Annotated in this window: 14 protein-coding genes and 1 other RNA gene; 5 read left to right on the forward strand and 10 right to left on the reverse strand. The window is 67.8% G+C overall.

Features of this window, described 5'->3' with window-relative positions; genetic code table 11:
* Positions 1-121: 121 nt before the first annotated feature.
* Positions 122-946 (reverse strand): outer membrane protein, encoded by an 825-nt coding sequence (locus tag MF610_RS02000; RefSeq protein WP_242192430.1) that lies wholly within the window; start codon positions 944-946, stop codon positions 122-124.
* A 154-nt stretch (positions 947-1,100) separates the two neighbouring features.
* On the opposite strand from MF610_RS02000, the gene parE reads away from it, so the two are divergent.
* The gene (gene parE, locus MF610_RS02005; RefSeq protein WP_242192431.1) at positions 1,101-3,080 is read left to right on the forward strand and encodes a DNA topoisomerase IV subunit B; all 1,980 of its coding nucleotides are present in this window, start codon (positions 1,101-1,103) and stop codon (positions 3,078-3,080) included.
* A 63-nt stretch (positions 3,081-3,143) separates the two neighbouring features.
* Complete coding sequence (locus tag MF610_RS02010; protein WP_242192432.1) at positions 3,144-4,472, forward strand: serine hydrolase; 1,329 nt, start codon at positions 3,144-3,146, stop codon at positions 4,470-4,472.
* On the opposite strand, the gene ffs is transcribed toward MF610_RS02010, so the two are convergent.
* From ffs to tpiA, 3 genes are all read right to left on the reverse strand, one after another.
* An RNA gene (gene ffs, locus MF610_RS02015) (signal recognition particle sRNA small type) lies at positions 4,472-4,566 on the reverse strand. The genes MF610_RS02010 and ffs overlap by 1 nt on opposite strands.
* 38 nt (positions 4,567-4,604) lie before the next feature.
* Complete coding sequence (locus tag MF610_RS02020; protein WP_242192433.1) at positions 4,605-5,024, reverse strand: hypothetical protein; 420 nt, start codon at positions 5,022-5,024, stop codon at positions 4,605-4,607.
* Between the two features lie 119 nt (positions 5,025-5,143).
* Positions 5,144-5,890: a triose-phosphate isomerase gene (gene tpiA / locus MF610_RS02025; RefSeq protein WP_242192434.1), complete on the reverse strand. Its 747-nt coding sequence runs from the start codon at positions 5,888-5,890 to the stop codon at positions 5,144-5,146.
* Between the two features lie 128 nt (positions 5,891-6,018).
* On the opposite strand from tpiA, the gene MF610_RS02030 reads away from it, so the two are divergent.
* The 3 genes from MF610_RS02030 to MF610_RS02040 all read left to right on the forward strand — a co-directional run bounded on the left by MF610_RS02030 (position 6,019) and on the right by MF610_RS02040 (position 10,058).
* Positions 6,019-7,971, forward strand: a complete 1,953-nt coding sequence (locus tag MF610_RS02030; protein WP_277923829.1) for a peptidylprolyl isomerase — start codon at positions 6,019-6,021, stop codon at positions 7,969-7,971.
* Complete coding sequence (gene trpE / locus MF610_RS02035; RefSeq protein ID WP_242192436.1) at positions 7,968-9,464, forward strand: anthranilate synthase component I; 1,497 nt, start codon at positions 7,968-7,970, stop codon at positions 9,462-9,464. The genes MF610_RS02030 and trpE overlap by 4 nt, the downstream gene beginning before the upstream one ends.
* 159 nt (positions 9,465-9,623) lie before the next feature.
* Positions 9,624-10,058, forward strand: coding sequence for a GNAT family N-acetyltransferase (locus tag MF610_RS02040; protein WP_242192437.1), 435 nt, complete (start codon positions 9,624-9,626; stop codon positions 10,056-10,058).
* A gap of 82 nt (positions 10,059-10,140) precedes the next feature.
* Here the strand turns inward: MF610_RS02040 and MF610_RS02045 are convergent, their stop codons facing one another.
* The 6 genes from MF610_RS02045 to MF610_RS02070 form a co-directional block, all read right to left on the reverse strand.
* On the reverse strand, positions 10,141-10,476 hold the full coding sequence (locus MF610_RS02045; protein WP_242192438.1) for a DUF423 domain-containing protein: 336 nt from the start codon (positions 10,474-10,476) through the stop codon (positions 10,141-10,143).
* Between the two features lie 485 nt (positions 10,477-10,961).
* Positions 10,962-12,746 (reverse strand): cation:proton antiporter domain-containing protein, encoded by a 1,785-nt coding sequence (locus MF610_RS02050; RefSeq protein ID WP_242192439.1) that lies wholly within the window; start codon positions 12,744-12,746, stop codon positions 10,962-10,964.
* Positions 12,746-13,183 (reverse strand): iron-sulfur cluster assembly scaffold protein, encoded by a 438-nt coding sequence (locus tag MF610_RS02055; protein ID WP_242192440.1) that lies wholly within the window; start codon positions 13,181-13,183, stop codon positions 12,746-12,748. The genes MF610_RS02050 and MF610_RS02055 overlap by 1 nt, the downstream gene beginning before the upstream one ends.
* A gap of 53 nt (positions 13,184-13,236) precedes the next feature.
* Positions 13,237-13,758, reverse strand: coding sequence for a CvpA family protein (locus MF610_RS02060; RefSeq protein WP_242192441.1), 522 nt, complete (start codon positions 13,756-13,758; stop codon positions 13,237-13,239).
* Positions 13,759-14,037: 279 nt separating this feature from the next.
* Positions 14,038-15,405, reverse strand: a complete 1,368-nt coding sequence (gene radA, locus MF610_RS02065; RefSeq protein ID WP_242192442.1) for a DNA repair protein RadA — start codon at positions 15,403-15,405, stop codon at positions 14,038-14,040.
* 38 nt (positions 15,406-15,443) lie between these two features.
* Complete coding sequence (locus MF610_RS02070; protein WP_242192443.1) at positions 15,444-15,656, reverse strand: hypervirulence associated TUDOR domain-containing protein; 213 nt, start codon at positions 15,654-15,656, stop codon at positions 15,444-15,446.
* Positions 15,657-15,663 lie beyond the last annotated feature (7 nt).

A 15,663-nucleotide genomic window follows, 5' to 3' on the forward strand; every position in this document is an offset into this window, starting at 1 on the left:
GCTCTCGGCGATCAGCGCGGCCGGCGCGGCCAAAGCCGCGATCGACGGCATGGGCTTTGCCCATGCCCGCCTTAAAAGCCGCTCCGTGCCGAACGGAGCGGCTTTTCCGTCGGGCGCTGCCTCAGAAGCGGAAGCTCGCCCGCACGCGTGCGCTGTGCCAGTCGAACCGGTTGTCGCTACGACGCATATCGGTACCGGCCGAATTGACCAGCAGGAACGGGTTGTTTGGAAGGGCCGTACCCCGCCCGACCCGCACCGTCGGCGAGCGATCGTTGACGGTAGTGTACGTGTACAGCACGCCGATCGAAAAATTGTCCGATACGCGCTGTTCGACACCGCCGCCGGCAGTCCAGCCCCATGCGTTGCGCTTGTCACGATCCTGGGTGAAGCTGTTGGCACCATTGCTCGTTTCGAACCCGCGATCCACACGAGCCAGTGCCGCACCACCGGTTACGTAGGGCAGCGTATCGCCCATGGCATAGCCTGCACGAAGCCGGCCCTGCGCATTCCAGTCCATCGACCGGACGAACGCATAGCGCGCAGGCGTGGTGCTATAGGCGCTGGAGGAATCGACGATATTGCTGTTGCCGAATTCGCCGACCGCACCGACGACGATGTTGCCGAACTGAACGTCGTATCCGACATGCCCGGCATAGCCGAGCCGGTCGCTGTCGCGCCGACACCCGGTCGGGTTCGGTCCCAGCGCCCGTCCGCCACAAAACCCGCGCGAGAACGCATCGGCGCCAGCGGTGGTGCGCACCGTATCGCCGAACGTTCCGTCAAGGTTCGTGTCGAATTCGACCGGCGCGTTGCTGTCGTTCCCCTGGAAATCCAGCCCCGCGCTGATACCGGCATAGGGACCGGTCCAGCTCCGGCCATCCTGGGCCATGGCGGGCATCGCCGTCATCACCGCTACACCGGTCGCCACGAACATCGAAAAACGCATATACTATACTCCAACACGCTCTGTGCCCCCGTCGAACGGATGGTGCGCGCCGTCGCTCCCGCGATGCAGCGTAACATTTCGTTGCCGTAAATCCGGGCGCTGGGCGCCGCGACCGCACTTTGCGGATGACCCCGTTTCGTTCTATACCGCCGGCATGGCCGATAATCTGTTCGAAGCGAACGTCCCCACCACCCCCGCCTATGACGCGTCGTCGATCGAGGTGCTGGAGGGGCTGGAGCCGGTACGTCGCCGGCCGGGCATGTATATCGGCGGCACCGACGAACGCGCACTGCACCATCTCGCCGCCGAAGTGCTCGACAACGCGATGGACGAAGCGGTCGCGGGCCATGCGACGCGGATCGAGGTCCAGCTGGATATCAGCAACCGGTTGACCATCATCGACAATGGCCGCGGCATCCCGGTCGATCCGCACCCGAAATTTCCGGACAAGTCAGCGCTCGAAGTCATCCTGTCGACGCTGCATTCGGGCGGCAAGTTCGCCGGGAAAGCCTATGCGACGTCGGGCGGTCTGCACGGCGTCGGCATTTCGGTCGTGAACGCGCTGTCGGTGGATACGGTGGTCGAGGTGGCGCGCGACCGGCAACTCTATCGCCAGCGTTTCTCGCAGGGGCAGACGGTCGGCCCGCTCGAACATGTCGGCGCCGCCCCCAATCGCCGCGGCACGCTGGTCGCCTTCACCCCCGATGCCGAGATTTTCGCCGACCTCCAGTTCAAGCCGGCGCGGCTGCACAAACTGGTGCGCTCGAAAGCCTATCTGTTCGCCGGCGTCGAAATCCGCTGGAAATGCGCGCCCGAGCTGGTCGCCGGAACCGACGTGCCCGCCGAGGCGGTGTTCCAGTTCCCCGGCGGCCTTGCCGATCACCTGCGCGAACAGATTGGCGGGCGCGAATGTGCGACCGCGGACTTCTTCACCGGCACACAGGACTTTCCGGGCGAACAGGGCCGCGTCGAATGGGCGGTCGCATGGCCGTTATGGAGCGACGGCAGCTACAGCTATTATTGCAACACCATCCCGACCCCCGATGGCGGCACGCATGAACAGGGCCTGCGGCAGGCGCTGGTGCGGGGCCTGCGCGGATTCGCCGATCTGATCGGCAACAAGCGCGCCAAGGACATGACCGCCGACGACGTGACGGTCGGGTGCGAGCTGATGCTCTCGGTCTTCATCCGCGATCCGCAGTTCCAGAGCCAGACCAAGGACCGGCTGACCAGCGTCGAGGCGGCCAGCCTCGTCGAGAAAGCAGTCCGCGACCATTTCGACCATTTCCTCAGCCACAATATGGAACGCGGCAAGGCGCTGCTGGGCCTCGTCCTCGACCGGATGGACGAACGGCTGCGCCGCAAGGCGGAACGCGAGGTCAAGCGCAAGACCGCGACGTCGTCGCGCAAACTGCGTCTGCCCGGCAAGTTGACCGACTGCGCGTCCGATGATCCCGCGGGCACCGAACTCTTCATCGTCGAGGGCGATTCGGCGGGCGGTTCGGCCAAGCAGGCACGCGACCGCAAGACCCAGGCGATCCTGCCGATCCGCGGCAAGATCCTGAACGTAGCCTCCGCCACCAGCGCCAAAATTCTCGCCAACCAGGAGATCGCCGACCTGATCCTCGCCATGGGGTGCGGCACGCGCAAGGACTGCCAGCCCGATGCGCTGCGCTACGAACGCATCGTCATCATGACCGACGCCGATGTCGACGGTGCGCATATCGCGACGCTGCTGATGACGTTCTTCTTTCAGGAAATGCCCGACATCGTCCGGCGCGGGCACCTGCATCTTGCACAACCGCCGCTCTACCGCCTGACGGTTGGAGCGAAGTCGCTCTACGCGCGCGACGACGCGCACCGTGCCGAGCTGGAGCGCACGGCGTTCAGAGGCAAGAAGGTCGAGGTGTCGCGCTTCAAAGGGCTGGGCGAGATGAACCCCGGCCAGCTGCGCGAAACGACGATGGACCCCAAGACCCGCAGCATGATCCGCATCACCCTTCCGCAGGAATACGAGGAACGCGCGGCGGTAAAGGACCTGGTCGACCGGTTGATGGGCACCAATCCGGCGCATCGCTTTGCCTTCATCCAGGAGAATGCCGCGCGACTGGACGACGAGGTGATCGACGCCTGACGTCGCGTTGACGGGGCCGATGGCATCCGCCACCCTGGTTTCTCGGGAATGAGGGGAAGTCGGATGCTCGTGGCGGCAAGCGCGTTGATGGCGGCAGGGTTGCAGGCAGCCACGGTACCGCCCCCCGCCCCGCCGGCCGCTACCGTGGCGGCAAACCCGGAGGTCGAACGGCGCGCCCGCGACGTCGTGACCGTGTTGTCCGGCACGGGCGACTATGACGCGATCTTTTCCTCCGCCTTTCGCGCCGCAGTGCCGCGGGCGAAGTTCGACGCGATTGCTGCGCAACTGACACAGGCGCTGGGTCGACCGACGGGAATCGAGGCGGTGCAACCGAACGGCCCTTGGTCGGCGCGCATCCGGATCGGCTATGAACGCGGCATTCTCAACGCCGATATCGCGGTCGATGCCGCGGCGGCTCATCGTATCGGTGGACTGCTGACGCGCGGCGTCGAGCCACGGGGCCCCGCGGCGGCAACGATCGATGCGGTCGTCGAACGGGTGGCCGCGCTTCCCGGCAAGAGCGGGTTCGTGCTGGCACGCCTCGGCACTGGCGCGCCGACCATCGACAAAAGCCACAACCCCACCACCCCCCTCGCGATCGGCTCGGCGTTCAAGCTGGTCATCCTCGCCGAACTGGTCCGCTCGATCGAGGCGGGGGAGCGCAAGTGGAGCGACGTCGTGACGCTCGACGGGTCGGCATTGCCCGGCGGCGGCTATGCGCAGGAGCCCAAGGGGACCCGCATCGCGTTCCGCGCACTGGCCGAGCGGATGATTTCGGTCAGCGACAATAGTGCGACCGACATCCTGCTGTTCCACTTGGGCCGGCGGAAGGTGGAGGCGATGCTGCCTGTCGTCGGCTTCACCGACGGGGCGCCGCGCAACGTGCCGTTCCTCGGCGCGCTCGAACTGTTCAAGCTGAAGGGGGTGGACGGCGGTGCGCTCGGCGCGCGGTATCTGGCGCTGTCACCCACCGAACGTCGCGCATTCCTCGACGGGCCGGTCCACGATACGCCGATCGCGGCGATCCCGAAGGCGCTGTTCCAGGACGGCAAGCCGCTGCGCATCGCCGAACTGGAATGGTTCGCCAGCCCGAACGATCTGGTTCGTGCGCTGGACTGGTTGCGGCGGCATATGGACGGCCCGGCGGGTGCCGATCTGCACGCAGTCCTATCGAAGAACCCCGGCCTGCCCGACGCGGCGAAGGGATGGCGCTATGTCGGGTACAAGGGCGGGTCGGAGCCCGGCGTGCTGACGATGGCGTTGCTGCTGCAGGGCAAGGACGGCAGCTGGTATGCCATGGCGGGCGGGGTCAACGACCCGGCGAAAGAGGTCGATACGCTGCAATTCACCGGGTTGATGGGTCGCGCGCTGGAACTGGCCGCGCCGCGTTAGGGGTGGGAGCCGGACGACCCGCTGCGAAATCGTTGCGGCTGCTTCCTTCCGGACCTGACCGGGTTGGCGACGGCATCGTCCGCCCGACTCCCGAGCGCCATATGGGCGAAGCGTGGCCCGCGCGCAAGAGCATCAGTCGCGGGTGCGCGGCAACCGCGAATAGGGGACGAAATCGCCGAGCGACAGCGATCCGCTGAACATCCGCGAATTACGATCGACCAGATTGACGATGTCGATCCGGCACAGCTGGGTGCCGATCGTGCGCGTGACGAGGATATCGTCACGGTCGAGGATCCCGCCCCCCGCCGGCCGGTTCACGAACAATGTGCCGTTGTTCATGCGATAGACGATCGCGGTATCCTGCACGATCTCACTCGACCGGATGTTGCGGAGGTTGATGCAGTCGACGGGCTTGTCGCTAGTCCGCCCGGCAGTGATCCGCGACAGCGCCGCCTCGCCTGCAGCGGCGCGCTCGGCGGCGCGATCCTGTGCGCCTGCCGGTATCGCGCTGCCGGCCAGGAGCATGACGGACAAGAGGCTGAACAGGCGCATGATTCGGAATCCCGCGTTGGATGGTCGATGCCGTCGTTAGCATCACCGGCATGAACGCATGCTGACGCCGGTTCGGTTCCCACGCAATCCCCATCCCGTTCAGCGGCTTGGCCTGCCCGTTACAGCGTGGCCGCCGCCTCGATGATCGGTACGAACTTTTCCGCGGTCAGGCTGGCGCCACCGACCAGCGCGCCGTCGACATCGTCGATCGACAGGATCGTCGCGGCGTTCGCGCCGGTGACCGACCCGCCATAGAGGATGCGGATGCCATCGGCGGCGTCGCCGACCATCTGGCGCAGCTTGGCACGGGCGATCGCATGGACCTGCGCGATCTCGTCGGGCGACGGGGTCCGGCCGGTGCCGATCGCCCAGCGCGGTTCATAGGCGAGCGTGAACCAGTCGCCACTGGCGCCTTCGGGCACCGACTTCTCGATCTGCGCCTGCACGACCCGTTCGGCACGACCGGCGTCGCGTTCGGCCTCGGTCTCGCCGCAGCACAGGATCACGTCGAGTCCCTGCCGCCGCGCCGCCGCCGCCTTCGCCCACGCGTCGTGGCTGGTTTCGTTCTGGTCGGCCCGGCGTTCGCTATGGCCGACGATGACCACCGTCGCGCCCGCCTCGACCAGCATTTCCGCCGAGATACAGCCGGTATGCGCGCCACGTTCGTTCGCGTGGACGTCCTGCCCGCCGATCTGCATCGCTTTCGCGACTTCGGCGGCATGGTGGACCAGCGTGGCAGGCACGCACAGCGCAACATCGACGCCCGGCGCGGCGGCAGCCGCAGCGTCGATCGCGGCGATCTCCGCCAGCTGGCCGCGAAGCCCGTGCATCTTCCAATTGCCCGCGACCAGCTTGCGACGACTCATACCACGGCTCCCCAGGCGTTTTACATGTTCTACAGCCGATAGCGGCTCTGGCGTTTCGCGCAACCTTGAAGCGGCGGCAACCGCCTTCTAAAGCGGCATCCTTTCATTCCTTTCGATCGGTTGCACGGATGCTCGGTTTCTTCAGGCGCATGACCAAGTCGAAGGTCGGCATCTTCGTCGGCCTGCTGCTGCTGGCGGTCATCGCCATCGGCTTCGCAATGGCCGATCTCAACGGCCTGCGCCCGGGTTCGACCGGCAGCAACGGGACCGCCGTGGCGACGGTCGGCGACGACAAGATCACCGACACAGCGCTGACCGAACGGATTCGCGGCGACGTGCAGCAGGCGGCACAGCGCCAGCCGGGGCTCGACGTCGCGCAATATATCGCGCGCGGCGGGTTCGACGGATCGCTGAACCGCGCCATTTCCGACGCGGCGCTGCGTCAGTTCGCGCAGGAGCACGGGCTGGTCGTGTCCGATCGCTATGTCGATGGCCAGATCGCCAGCCTGCCCGCGTTCCAGGGACTGGACGGCAAGTTCAACCAGCAGACGTTCGAACAGACGCTGTCGCGCGCGCGGATCACGCCGCAGCAGCTGCGCGACGATATTCGCCGCGCGACGCTGACCCGCCTGATGCTGGAGCGGACGATCGAAAGCAGCTTCCTGCCGCAGCAGCTGGCGTTGCCCTATGCGTCGCTGGCGAAGGAAGCGCGCAGCGGACAGGTCGCGATCGTGCCGACCGCCGCCTTCCCCGCGCCGGCCGCGCCGACCGACCAGCAGCTGCAGGCCTATTACACCGCCAACCGCGCGCGCTACACCGTGCCCGAACGGCGCGTGATCCGCTACGCGATCGTCACGCCGGCCAGCGTCACGGCGCAATCGGCGCCGAGCGATGCCGAGGTGCAGGCGGCGTACAAGGCCAACGCCGCCCGCTTCGCGCCGTCGCAGACGCGCAGCGTGTCGCAGGTCGTCGTCGCCGATCAGGCGGCCGCGACCAAGCTGGCGCAGGCGGTGCGTGGTGGACAGGCGCTGGGTGCCGGGGCCAGCGCGATCGGGCTGGAGGCGACGACCTTTGCCGGGCAGACGCGCGGGCAGTTGGCGGGCAAGACGTCGCCCGCCGTCGCCGACGCCGCCTTTGCAGCACAGCAGGGCGCGGTGGTCGGGCCGGTACAGTCACCGTTCGGCTTCGTCGTGTTGAAGGTCGACGCCGTGACGCAGGTACCGGGCAAGACGGTTGAACAAGCGCGTCCCGAACTGGTCGCCGAGCTGAGCAAGACCAAGGGCGCGACCGCGCTGGGCGCGATCCAGGAAACGATCGACGGCGGCATCACCGATGGTGCGACGTTCGATGAGATCGTGGCCGACGCCAAGCTGAGCGCGCAGGCGACGCCACCGATCACCGCGCAGGGCATCGACCCGATGAGCCCGGCGCAGCCCGATCCCAAGCTGGCACCGATCGTCGAAGCGGGCTTCGCTGCCGAAGCCGGCGACGCGCCGCAGATCGTGCAGACCGCCGCCGACGGCACCTTCGCGCTGGTCGCGACCGGCGACGTCACCCGCGCCGCACCGCGCCCGCTGGCCGACATCCGCGATCAGGTCGCCGGCCAGTATCGCCAGGATCAGGCGTTGAAGGCGGCGCGCGCGGTCGCGCAGCAAATCCTGAACAAGGTGAATGGCGGCATGCCGCTCAGCACCGCGGTCGCGCAGTCGGGCGTCCGCCTGCCCGCGCCGCGTCCGGTCACCGCATCGCGCGCACAGCTGGCACAGCTGGGTCCGCAGGTGCCGCCCGCGCTGTCGCTGATGTTCTCGATGGCGCCCAAGAAGGTGCGGCTGACCGTGGCGCCGAATGGCGAAGGCTGGCTGCTGGTATATCTCGACGGTATCCAGCGCGGCGATGCCACCAATGACAAGGCGGCGATCACCGGCGTCGGGCGCGAGCTGGGGCGGATGACCGGCAACGAATATGCCGAACAGTTCGTCGAGGCGGTGCGGCGGCAGGTCGGCGTAAAGCGCAACGAACAGGCCATCAACCGCGTGCGCAACGAACTGGTCGGCGGCGCCGCTCCCGCTTCGGCGCAATGACCGGCGTCGAGGGGGTAGCCGCCGCCCGCGCCGCGCTGGCGGACGGGCGCCCGGCGCTGTTGTGGACCACGCGCGTCGCGGATACCGAAACGCCGGTCGCCGCCGCGTTGAAGCTGATGCAGTCGGGGCGCGGCGACTTCCTGCTCGAATCGGTCGAGGGCGGGTCGGTGCGCGGGCGCTACAGCCTGCTCGGCCTTGCCCCCGACCTCGTCTTTCGCGCGCAGGGGCACGGCGCGGCGATCAACGACCGCTGGTTGACCGACCGCACTGCCTTTGCCGATTGCGACGAACCGACGCTCGCCGCGTTGCGGACGCTGGTCGCGCAGTGCCGGATGGACGTGCCCGCCCCCCTGCCCCGGGCGCTGGCCTGCCTCGTCGGCTATTTTGGCTATGAGACGGTCGGGCTGGTCGAAAGCCTGCCGCAAGCCGCCAGCGACGCGCTGGGCCTGCCCGACATGATGTTCGTGCGGCCGACGGTGCTGCTGGTGTTCGACCGGCTGTCGGACACGCTGTTCGTCGTCGCACCCGTGTGGCCGGACGGCAGCGTCGATGCGGCGGCAGAGCGGATCGAGGCGACGGCAGCGGCGCTGGATGCCGCGATCCTGCCGCCGGCCACGCGACGGAACGACGTGCCCGAACCGGTGCTGACGCCCACGCTGCCCGCCGGGCGCTATGGCGATATGGTCGCGGCGGCGAAGGAATATATCGCGGCGGGTGACATCTTTCAGGTCGTGCTGGCGCAGCGATTCACCACGCCCTTCCCGCTCGAACCGTTCGAGTTGTACCGCGCGCTGCGGCGGATCAACCCGTCGCCGTTCCTCTATCACCTCGACCTGCCGGGCTTCGCGCTGACGGGCTCGAGCCCCGAAATCCTCGTCCGATTGCGTGATGGCGAGGTCACCATTCGGCCGATCGCGGGCACCCGCCCGCGCGGTGCCACGGCGGCGGAGGACGAGGCGAACCGGACCAGCCTGCTCGCCGATCCCAAGGAACGTGCCGAGCATCTGATGCTGCTCGACCTCGGCCGCAACGATGTCGGGCGGGTTGCGGCGACCGGCAGCGTGGCGGTGACCGAAAGCTACATGGTCGAATTCTACAGCCATGTGATGCATATCGTGTCGAACGTGGTCGGCCGCCTGCGGGACGATGCCGACGCGCTGGACGCGCTGTTCGCCGGCTTTCCCGCCGGCACCGTATCGGGTGCGCCGAAGGTCCGCGCGTGCCAGATCATCGCCGAACTGGAGCAGGAACGGCGCGGCGCCTATGCCGGCGGCGTCGGCTATTTCAGCCCCGACGGGTCGATGGATTCGTGCATCGTGCTGCGCACCGCGGTGGTCAAGGACGGGGTGATGCACGTCCAGTCGGGCGCGGGCATCGTCGCCGACAGCGACCCCGCATCCGAACAGCGCGAGTGCGAGGCGAAGGCCGGCGCGTTACTCGCCGCGGCACGCGAGGCGGTGGCACAGGCGGCGAAGGTGCGATTCGGACAATAGCGCGGAAGTTGGCGAAGTTTGGGCTACGTTAATGTCGCAGGCCTATGGTCTGTGGTGACCAGTTCCGATCAACTGTCTGACAACCTTTGATTCGTCGGGTCGACCCTGTTTTCATGGCCACGCGGATGTTGGCACGCACGGCCGATAGCGAGGAACGCCATGGTGACCATTCGCCGTGCGACGCTTAACGATATCGATCGCATCGTGCCGTTGTTCGATGCGTATCGGCAATTTTATGACGCGACCAGCGACCCGGCGGGCGCGCGAGCGTTCCTGACCGAACGGCTGGAGCGCGATCAGTCGGTGATCCTGCTGGCGGACGACGATGCCGGGTTCGCGCAGCTGTATCCGTGTTTCTCGTCGGTGCGGATGGCGCCGACGATGATCCTGAACGACCTGTTCGTGCGGCCGGAGATCCGCTGCGGCGGCGTGGGGGCGGCATTGCTGCACGCGGCGTGCGACCATGCCCGCGCGAGCGGGGCGACGCGGATGACGCTTCAGACGGCGGTCGACAACAGCGCGGCCCACGCATTGTACGTGCGCGCGGGCTGGGAGCGCGATGCACGATTCCTGACCTATGGCATCGCGGTGTGAGGAATGTACCGGGGAAAGAGCGCCGCGAGGATAGTCCGGGCGCCGTCCTGTAGGAAAATGGTTTGTCGGGAAGGCGCGCGCCCTATCGCCGTAGCGCGATCCAGCCGAGCCAGAGCCAGCCGACGATCATCGCCAGCCCGCCGATCGGGGTAATCGGTCCCAGCACGCCCCGCTGGCCGCCCAGCGCCATGGCGTAGAGCGAGCCGCCGAACAGCAGCCCGCCGGCGACGAACAGCCAGCCGGGTCCGCGCGCGCCGAGGTTCAGCGCGACCAGCGCGGCGATGGCATGGGCGAGCTGGTACTGGCCGCCGGTCTTGAACCAGTCGACCGCCGGGCCCGATGCGCCATGCGCGCCGAACGCACCCGCGGCGACGGCCATGGCGCCCGACAGCGCGGCGGCGAGGAGCAGGAGGTTCATAGGCAGGCTCCGTGGGAGAGATGTTCGGGGATGCCAGTAGCTGCTTTTGCCGCGGAACGCGCGGGATTCTATCCCGTCCGACGACCGCTGACCGGGCAGGCTGTCACTTACGCTCGTCGCCCCGGACCTGATCGAGTCCTCGGCGAACGGCGCGCGCTCCGCCACCCCTCCGCGGTACCCCCGCGCAGGCGGGGGTCCAGAGCCAGACCAAACAACCGCTTGCGCCCGGAACTCTGGACCCCCGCCTGCGCGAGGGTACCCGCCATCAGCCGCGCCCCGCCGGCGACTTACCGCTCTGCCCCCCCCACCTGCGCGAGGGTACCGTAAAAGGCGGTTAGCGACGACTTTCGCAGGGGTCTCGACCTGCTCCGGGATGACGTTGGCAATTGTCGTTTCAGTCAGGGTCGGAGGTCGTCCATTACGGCATCGCTGGACCGGGCGATCGTGTTGACATGTGCTGTCCGCCGGTAATCCCTTCCCGCAATCTAACCCGCGTCGTCCGCGACCGTGCCGGGCGCCGCCGCGACCCGGGCGTGGGTGAAGATCATCTCGCGGCCCCGGCGCAGGTCGCCGGTTTCCGACTGTTGTGACAGGCGCTTCGCATCGGTCTTGCGATACAAATCCTCGGTCCGGTCGATCTCGCCATCGTCGACGCCGACGCTGGCCATCGCGGCGCGGGCCATGGTGACCGCCGAATCGAGCACCTCGCGGAACACGCCCTGGATCGGCGCACCGCTGAGCTTGACGACGGCGCGCCGGTCATAGGCGCGCACGAAGATGCCGGGTGCCGGAAACGCCTGATGGATCGCGTCGATCGTTTCGGCATCGTATGGGTCGCCGTCGGTACAGAACAGCAGCAGTTCGGCATCCTGCGCACCCGCAAGGCGCAGCAGGTCGATGCGGGTGCCGTCGCCATAATAGACCTTCATCCCGAAGCTGCCGGCGATCTCGATCATTTCGACGTCGCGGTCGATCACGGTGACGCTGATCCCCTGCGCCAGCAGCATCTGCGCGACGGTTTGGCCGAAGCGGCCATAGCCGACCACCACCGCACTGGCGCCGTCGTGGCGCGGTCCTTCGGGATCGTCGCCGGCACGCTTGTCGGGATCGGCGCGGAACTTGCGCGTCGCCATCATCAGGAACGGCGTGGTCGCCATCGACAGGGTGACGATTGCGCCGAAGACGCTGGCCGCCTCGGGTGCGATCAGCAGCGCGTTCTGCGCCTGCGCAAACAGCACGAAACCGAACTCGCCGCCCTGGCTGAGCAACAGCCCCAGCGCCAGCGCACCGCGCCACGGCATACCGAACAACCGCCCGACGCCGAAGATCACCAGCCCCTTGGTCGCAATCAGCGCCAGCGCCATGCCGACGACGAACACCGGCCGTTCGACGATCGCGCCGAGATCGAGCATCATGCCGACCGCGAGAAAGAACAGGCCGAGCAGGATCGAGCGGAACGGCTCGACATCGGCCTCCAGCTCGTGGCGATAGGGGCTGTCGGCCAGCATCACGCCGGCGATGAACGCACCCAGCGCGGTCGACAGCCCCAGCCACTGCATCACCGCCGCGCTGGCGATGACGGTGAACAGCCCGGCGAACACGAACATCTCGCGCTCGCCCATATTGCCGATCAGGCGGAACAGCGGGCGCAGCAGGAACCGGCCGGCAAGGATCAGCCCGACGACCGCGCCGACGGTCCATAGCGCCAGTTGCCAGCCCGGCGGGCCGGCGGCATCGGCCGGATTGCGCGACAGCGCAGCGACGATGGTGATGAGCGGGACGATCGACAGATCCTGAAACAACAGGATCGCGAAGGCGCGTTCACCGAACGGCGTCTTGAGGCGGCCGGCGGATTGCAGCATCGGCAACACCTGCGCGGTCGACGACAACGCCAGGGGGAGCCCCAGCGCGAGCGCCGCCGCCCAGCTGAAATGCGTCGCCAGCCACACGACGCCGGTGATCGCGACTCCGCACAGCACGACCTGCAACAGGCCGAGGCCGAAAATGTCGCGCTTCATCTGCCACAGCCGCGACGGGCTGAGCTCGAGGCCGACGAGGAACAGCAGCAGGGTGATGCCGAGTTCGGCGATGGCGAGCTTCGATTCGGCGTTGCCGACGAGGCCCAGCACCTGCGGCCCGACGACCGATCCAGCGACGAGATAGCCGAGCGTGGCGCCCAGCCCCAGCTTGCGGAAGATCAGCACGAACACCAGCGCCGCGCCCAGCAGCGGCGCGAAATCATGGAGCAGCGACGCGGTGCCGTGTTCCATCAGGCGGCGGCTCGCTGGCCGGCGGCCTGTGCCGCGGCCTCGGCGGCCGCTTCGAAGGCGAGCCGGATCGAGGCGTGACGCGCGCTGTGCGGGCGGGCCGGTTCGAACAGCGTCAGGCCGGGCCAGTCGGGCGCATCGCCCTCCCCGGCCAACCACGCGGCGAGCGTGTCGCTGGCGGTGGCGAGTTCGGCGGGCGACTTGCCGACGATCTGCCGGGCGAGGAGCGCCGACGATGCCTGTCCCAGCGCACAGGCGCGGACCAGCATGCCGACCGCGGCGACCCGGCCGTCGTCGCCGAGCGCGATATCGACGGTCACGCGGCTGCCGCAGATGGGCGACCGTTTCTCGACCGAGGCATGGGGTTCGGGCAAGCGGACGGCCTGCGCGGTTTCGGCGGCAAGGCGGAGGATTTCGGTGTTGTAGAGATTTGCGGTCACGCGACCGGATGTAGGGGGCGATCGTGACGCTGGCGAGTCGTTCGCGTCGTTTTCTAGTCGCCGAACACCGGCTCGCCCCGGCGGCGGCGGTCGATGAAATCGACGACGCTGGTGCTGGTGGCGTTGAGCAGCGGGTAGGTCCGCGCCTCCTTGATCCATGCCGGGCGCCGCGTCGGCCCGCCACCGATGAAGTCCGCCGCGAGCAGCAACAGCAGGAAGGCGAGGCTGACGAGGATCAACCCCTTAACCGCGCCGAAGCCGAAGCCCAGCGCGCGATCGACCGGCCCCAGCACCGAGGCACGGGTGCGCGCGCCGATACCGTTGGCGACCAGCCGTCCGGCGAAATAGCCGATACCGGCGATCAGCGCGAAGGCGAGCGTTGCGGCTCCGCCAGCTGTGCCGGTCGGTCCGACCAGCGCGGCGGCGACCGGCGTGTGGAACAGTTTGAGGGCGATAACGACCAACGCCCATGCGCCGAGCGACAATACTTCGGTGACGAACCCGCGCATAAAGCCGAGCAGCGCCGCACCGCCCACGGTAAGGAGAACGGCGATGTCGAGCGAGGTCAGGCCCATGACGGTGGCTATGCCGGGCGATGGGGGGATTGTCGAGACTGGGGGTGGCTGGCGTTGCACGTGCGGCACTGCCCCTCCACCACTCGCTTACGCGAGCGGTCCCCCTCCCCATATTATGGGGAGGATCTGGCGCTCTAAAATCCTCCCCATATCATGGGGAGGGGGACCGCGCCCGACAGGGCGTGGTGGAGGGGGAGCGCGGCGCAACGCAACGATCTGTGTGCAGATACCCCCGTCCAACAGCCTTCGGCTGGTCCCCCCCCCGTGCCGGGGAGGATCTTACCGCCCCAACATATAATCCACGAACCGCGGCAAGTCCTTGAACCCGGACAGCTTGATCGCGCCGCCCTCTGCCTGACTGGCCGGGGCCAGCGCGCGCGAGAACCCCAGCTTCCCCGCCTCCTTCAACCGCAACGCGCCGTGCGCAACCGGGCGGACCTCGCCCGACAACGCGATCTCGCCGAACACGATCGCGTCGGACGGCACCGGACGTTCGGACAGCGCCGACACCAGCGCCGCGGCGACCGCAAGGTCCGCGGCGGGATCGGTCACCCGGTAGCCACCGGCGATGTTGAGATAGACTTCGGCGGTGGCGAAGGCCAATCCGCAGCGCGCCTCCAGCACCGCGAGGATCATCGCCAGGCGCCCCGAATCCCAGCCAACGACGGCCCGGCGCGGGGTTGCACCCGAGGCGAGGCGGACGGTCAGCGCCTGCACTTCGACCAATACGGGGCGCGTCCCCTCCAGTGCGGGAAAGACGACGGTGCCGGTGACATTCTCGTCACGACTAGTGAGGAACAGCGACGAAGGGTTTGAAACTTCGGACAATCCTTCGCTTTCCATCGCGAAGACACCGATTTCGTCGGTGCCGCCGAAACGGTTCTTGACCGCGCGCAGGATGCGATACTGGTGGCTGCGCTCACCCTCGAACGCCAGCACGGTGTCGACCATGTGTTCGAGGACGCGCGGGCCCGCGATCGATCCGTCCTTCGTCACATGGCCGACCAGCACGACCGCGGTGCCACGCTCCTTGGCGAAGCGGATCAGTTCGCCCGACGACGCGCGGACCTGACTGACAGTGCCCGGCGCCCCTTCGATCAGGTCGCTGTGCATCGTCTGGATCGAATCGATGATCAGCAGGTCGGGCGCGGACGATCCGCCGAAGGTCGTCAGGATATCGCGTACCGACGTCGCGGCTGCGAGTTGCACCGGGGCATTGCCCAGCCCCAGGCGCCGGGCGCGCAGGCGGACCTGATCGGCGGCTTCCTCGCCCGACACATAGGCGACCGATTTACCGGCGAGTGCGAGCTTGGCCGCTGCCTGCAACAGCAACGTCGATTTGCCGATGCCGGGATCGCCGCCGATCAGCGTCGCGGATCCCTCGACGAACCCTCCGCCCAGCGCGCGGTCGAGTTCGGCGATGTCGGTCTTCAAGCGGTCGGGCAGCGCGATGGCGGTGTCGAGGCCCGACAGCAGGATCGGCCGCCCACCGCTTTGCAGATTATGCCGCGCGGAAAAGGGCGTGACGACCGCGCCGGCATCCTCGACCAGCGTGTTCCAGTCGCCGCAATCGGCGCATTGCCCCGCCCATTTCGAGGATACCGATCCGCATTGCTGGCAGACATAGCGCTTCTGGGGTTTGGCCATGCGCGGTCGTGTAGCAGGGTGAGAACGAAAGGGGAATATCAGTCGAGTTCGCTGCCGCGTTTCAGGACCTTGGTGCCGTCATCCTGTTCGATCAGGTAGGCCGGGTTATCCTTTGTGCCGTTCTTGGTGATCTTGCTGCCCTTGATCGTGCGCTGCACGCGGCGATCGAAGCGTTCCTCGATCTTGCCCTCGGCCGTGCCGTTGCCCCACGACCATTTTACGGTCTGGCCCTTCTTGTAGCTCTCGCTCATCCTGCGC

This window comes from Sphingomonas hankookensis (assembly GCF_022664465.1).
GTDB lineage: Bacteria > Pseudomonadota > Alphaproteobacteria > Sphingomonadales > Sphingomonadaceae > Sphingomonas > Sphingomonas hankookensis.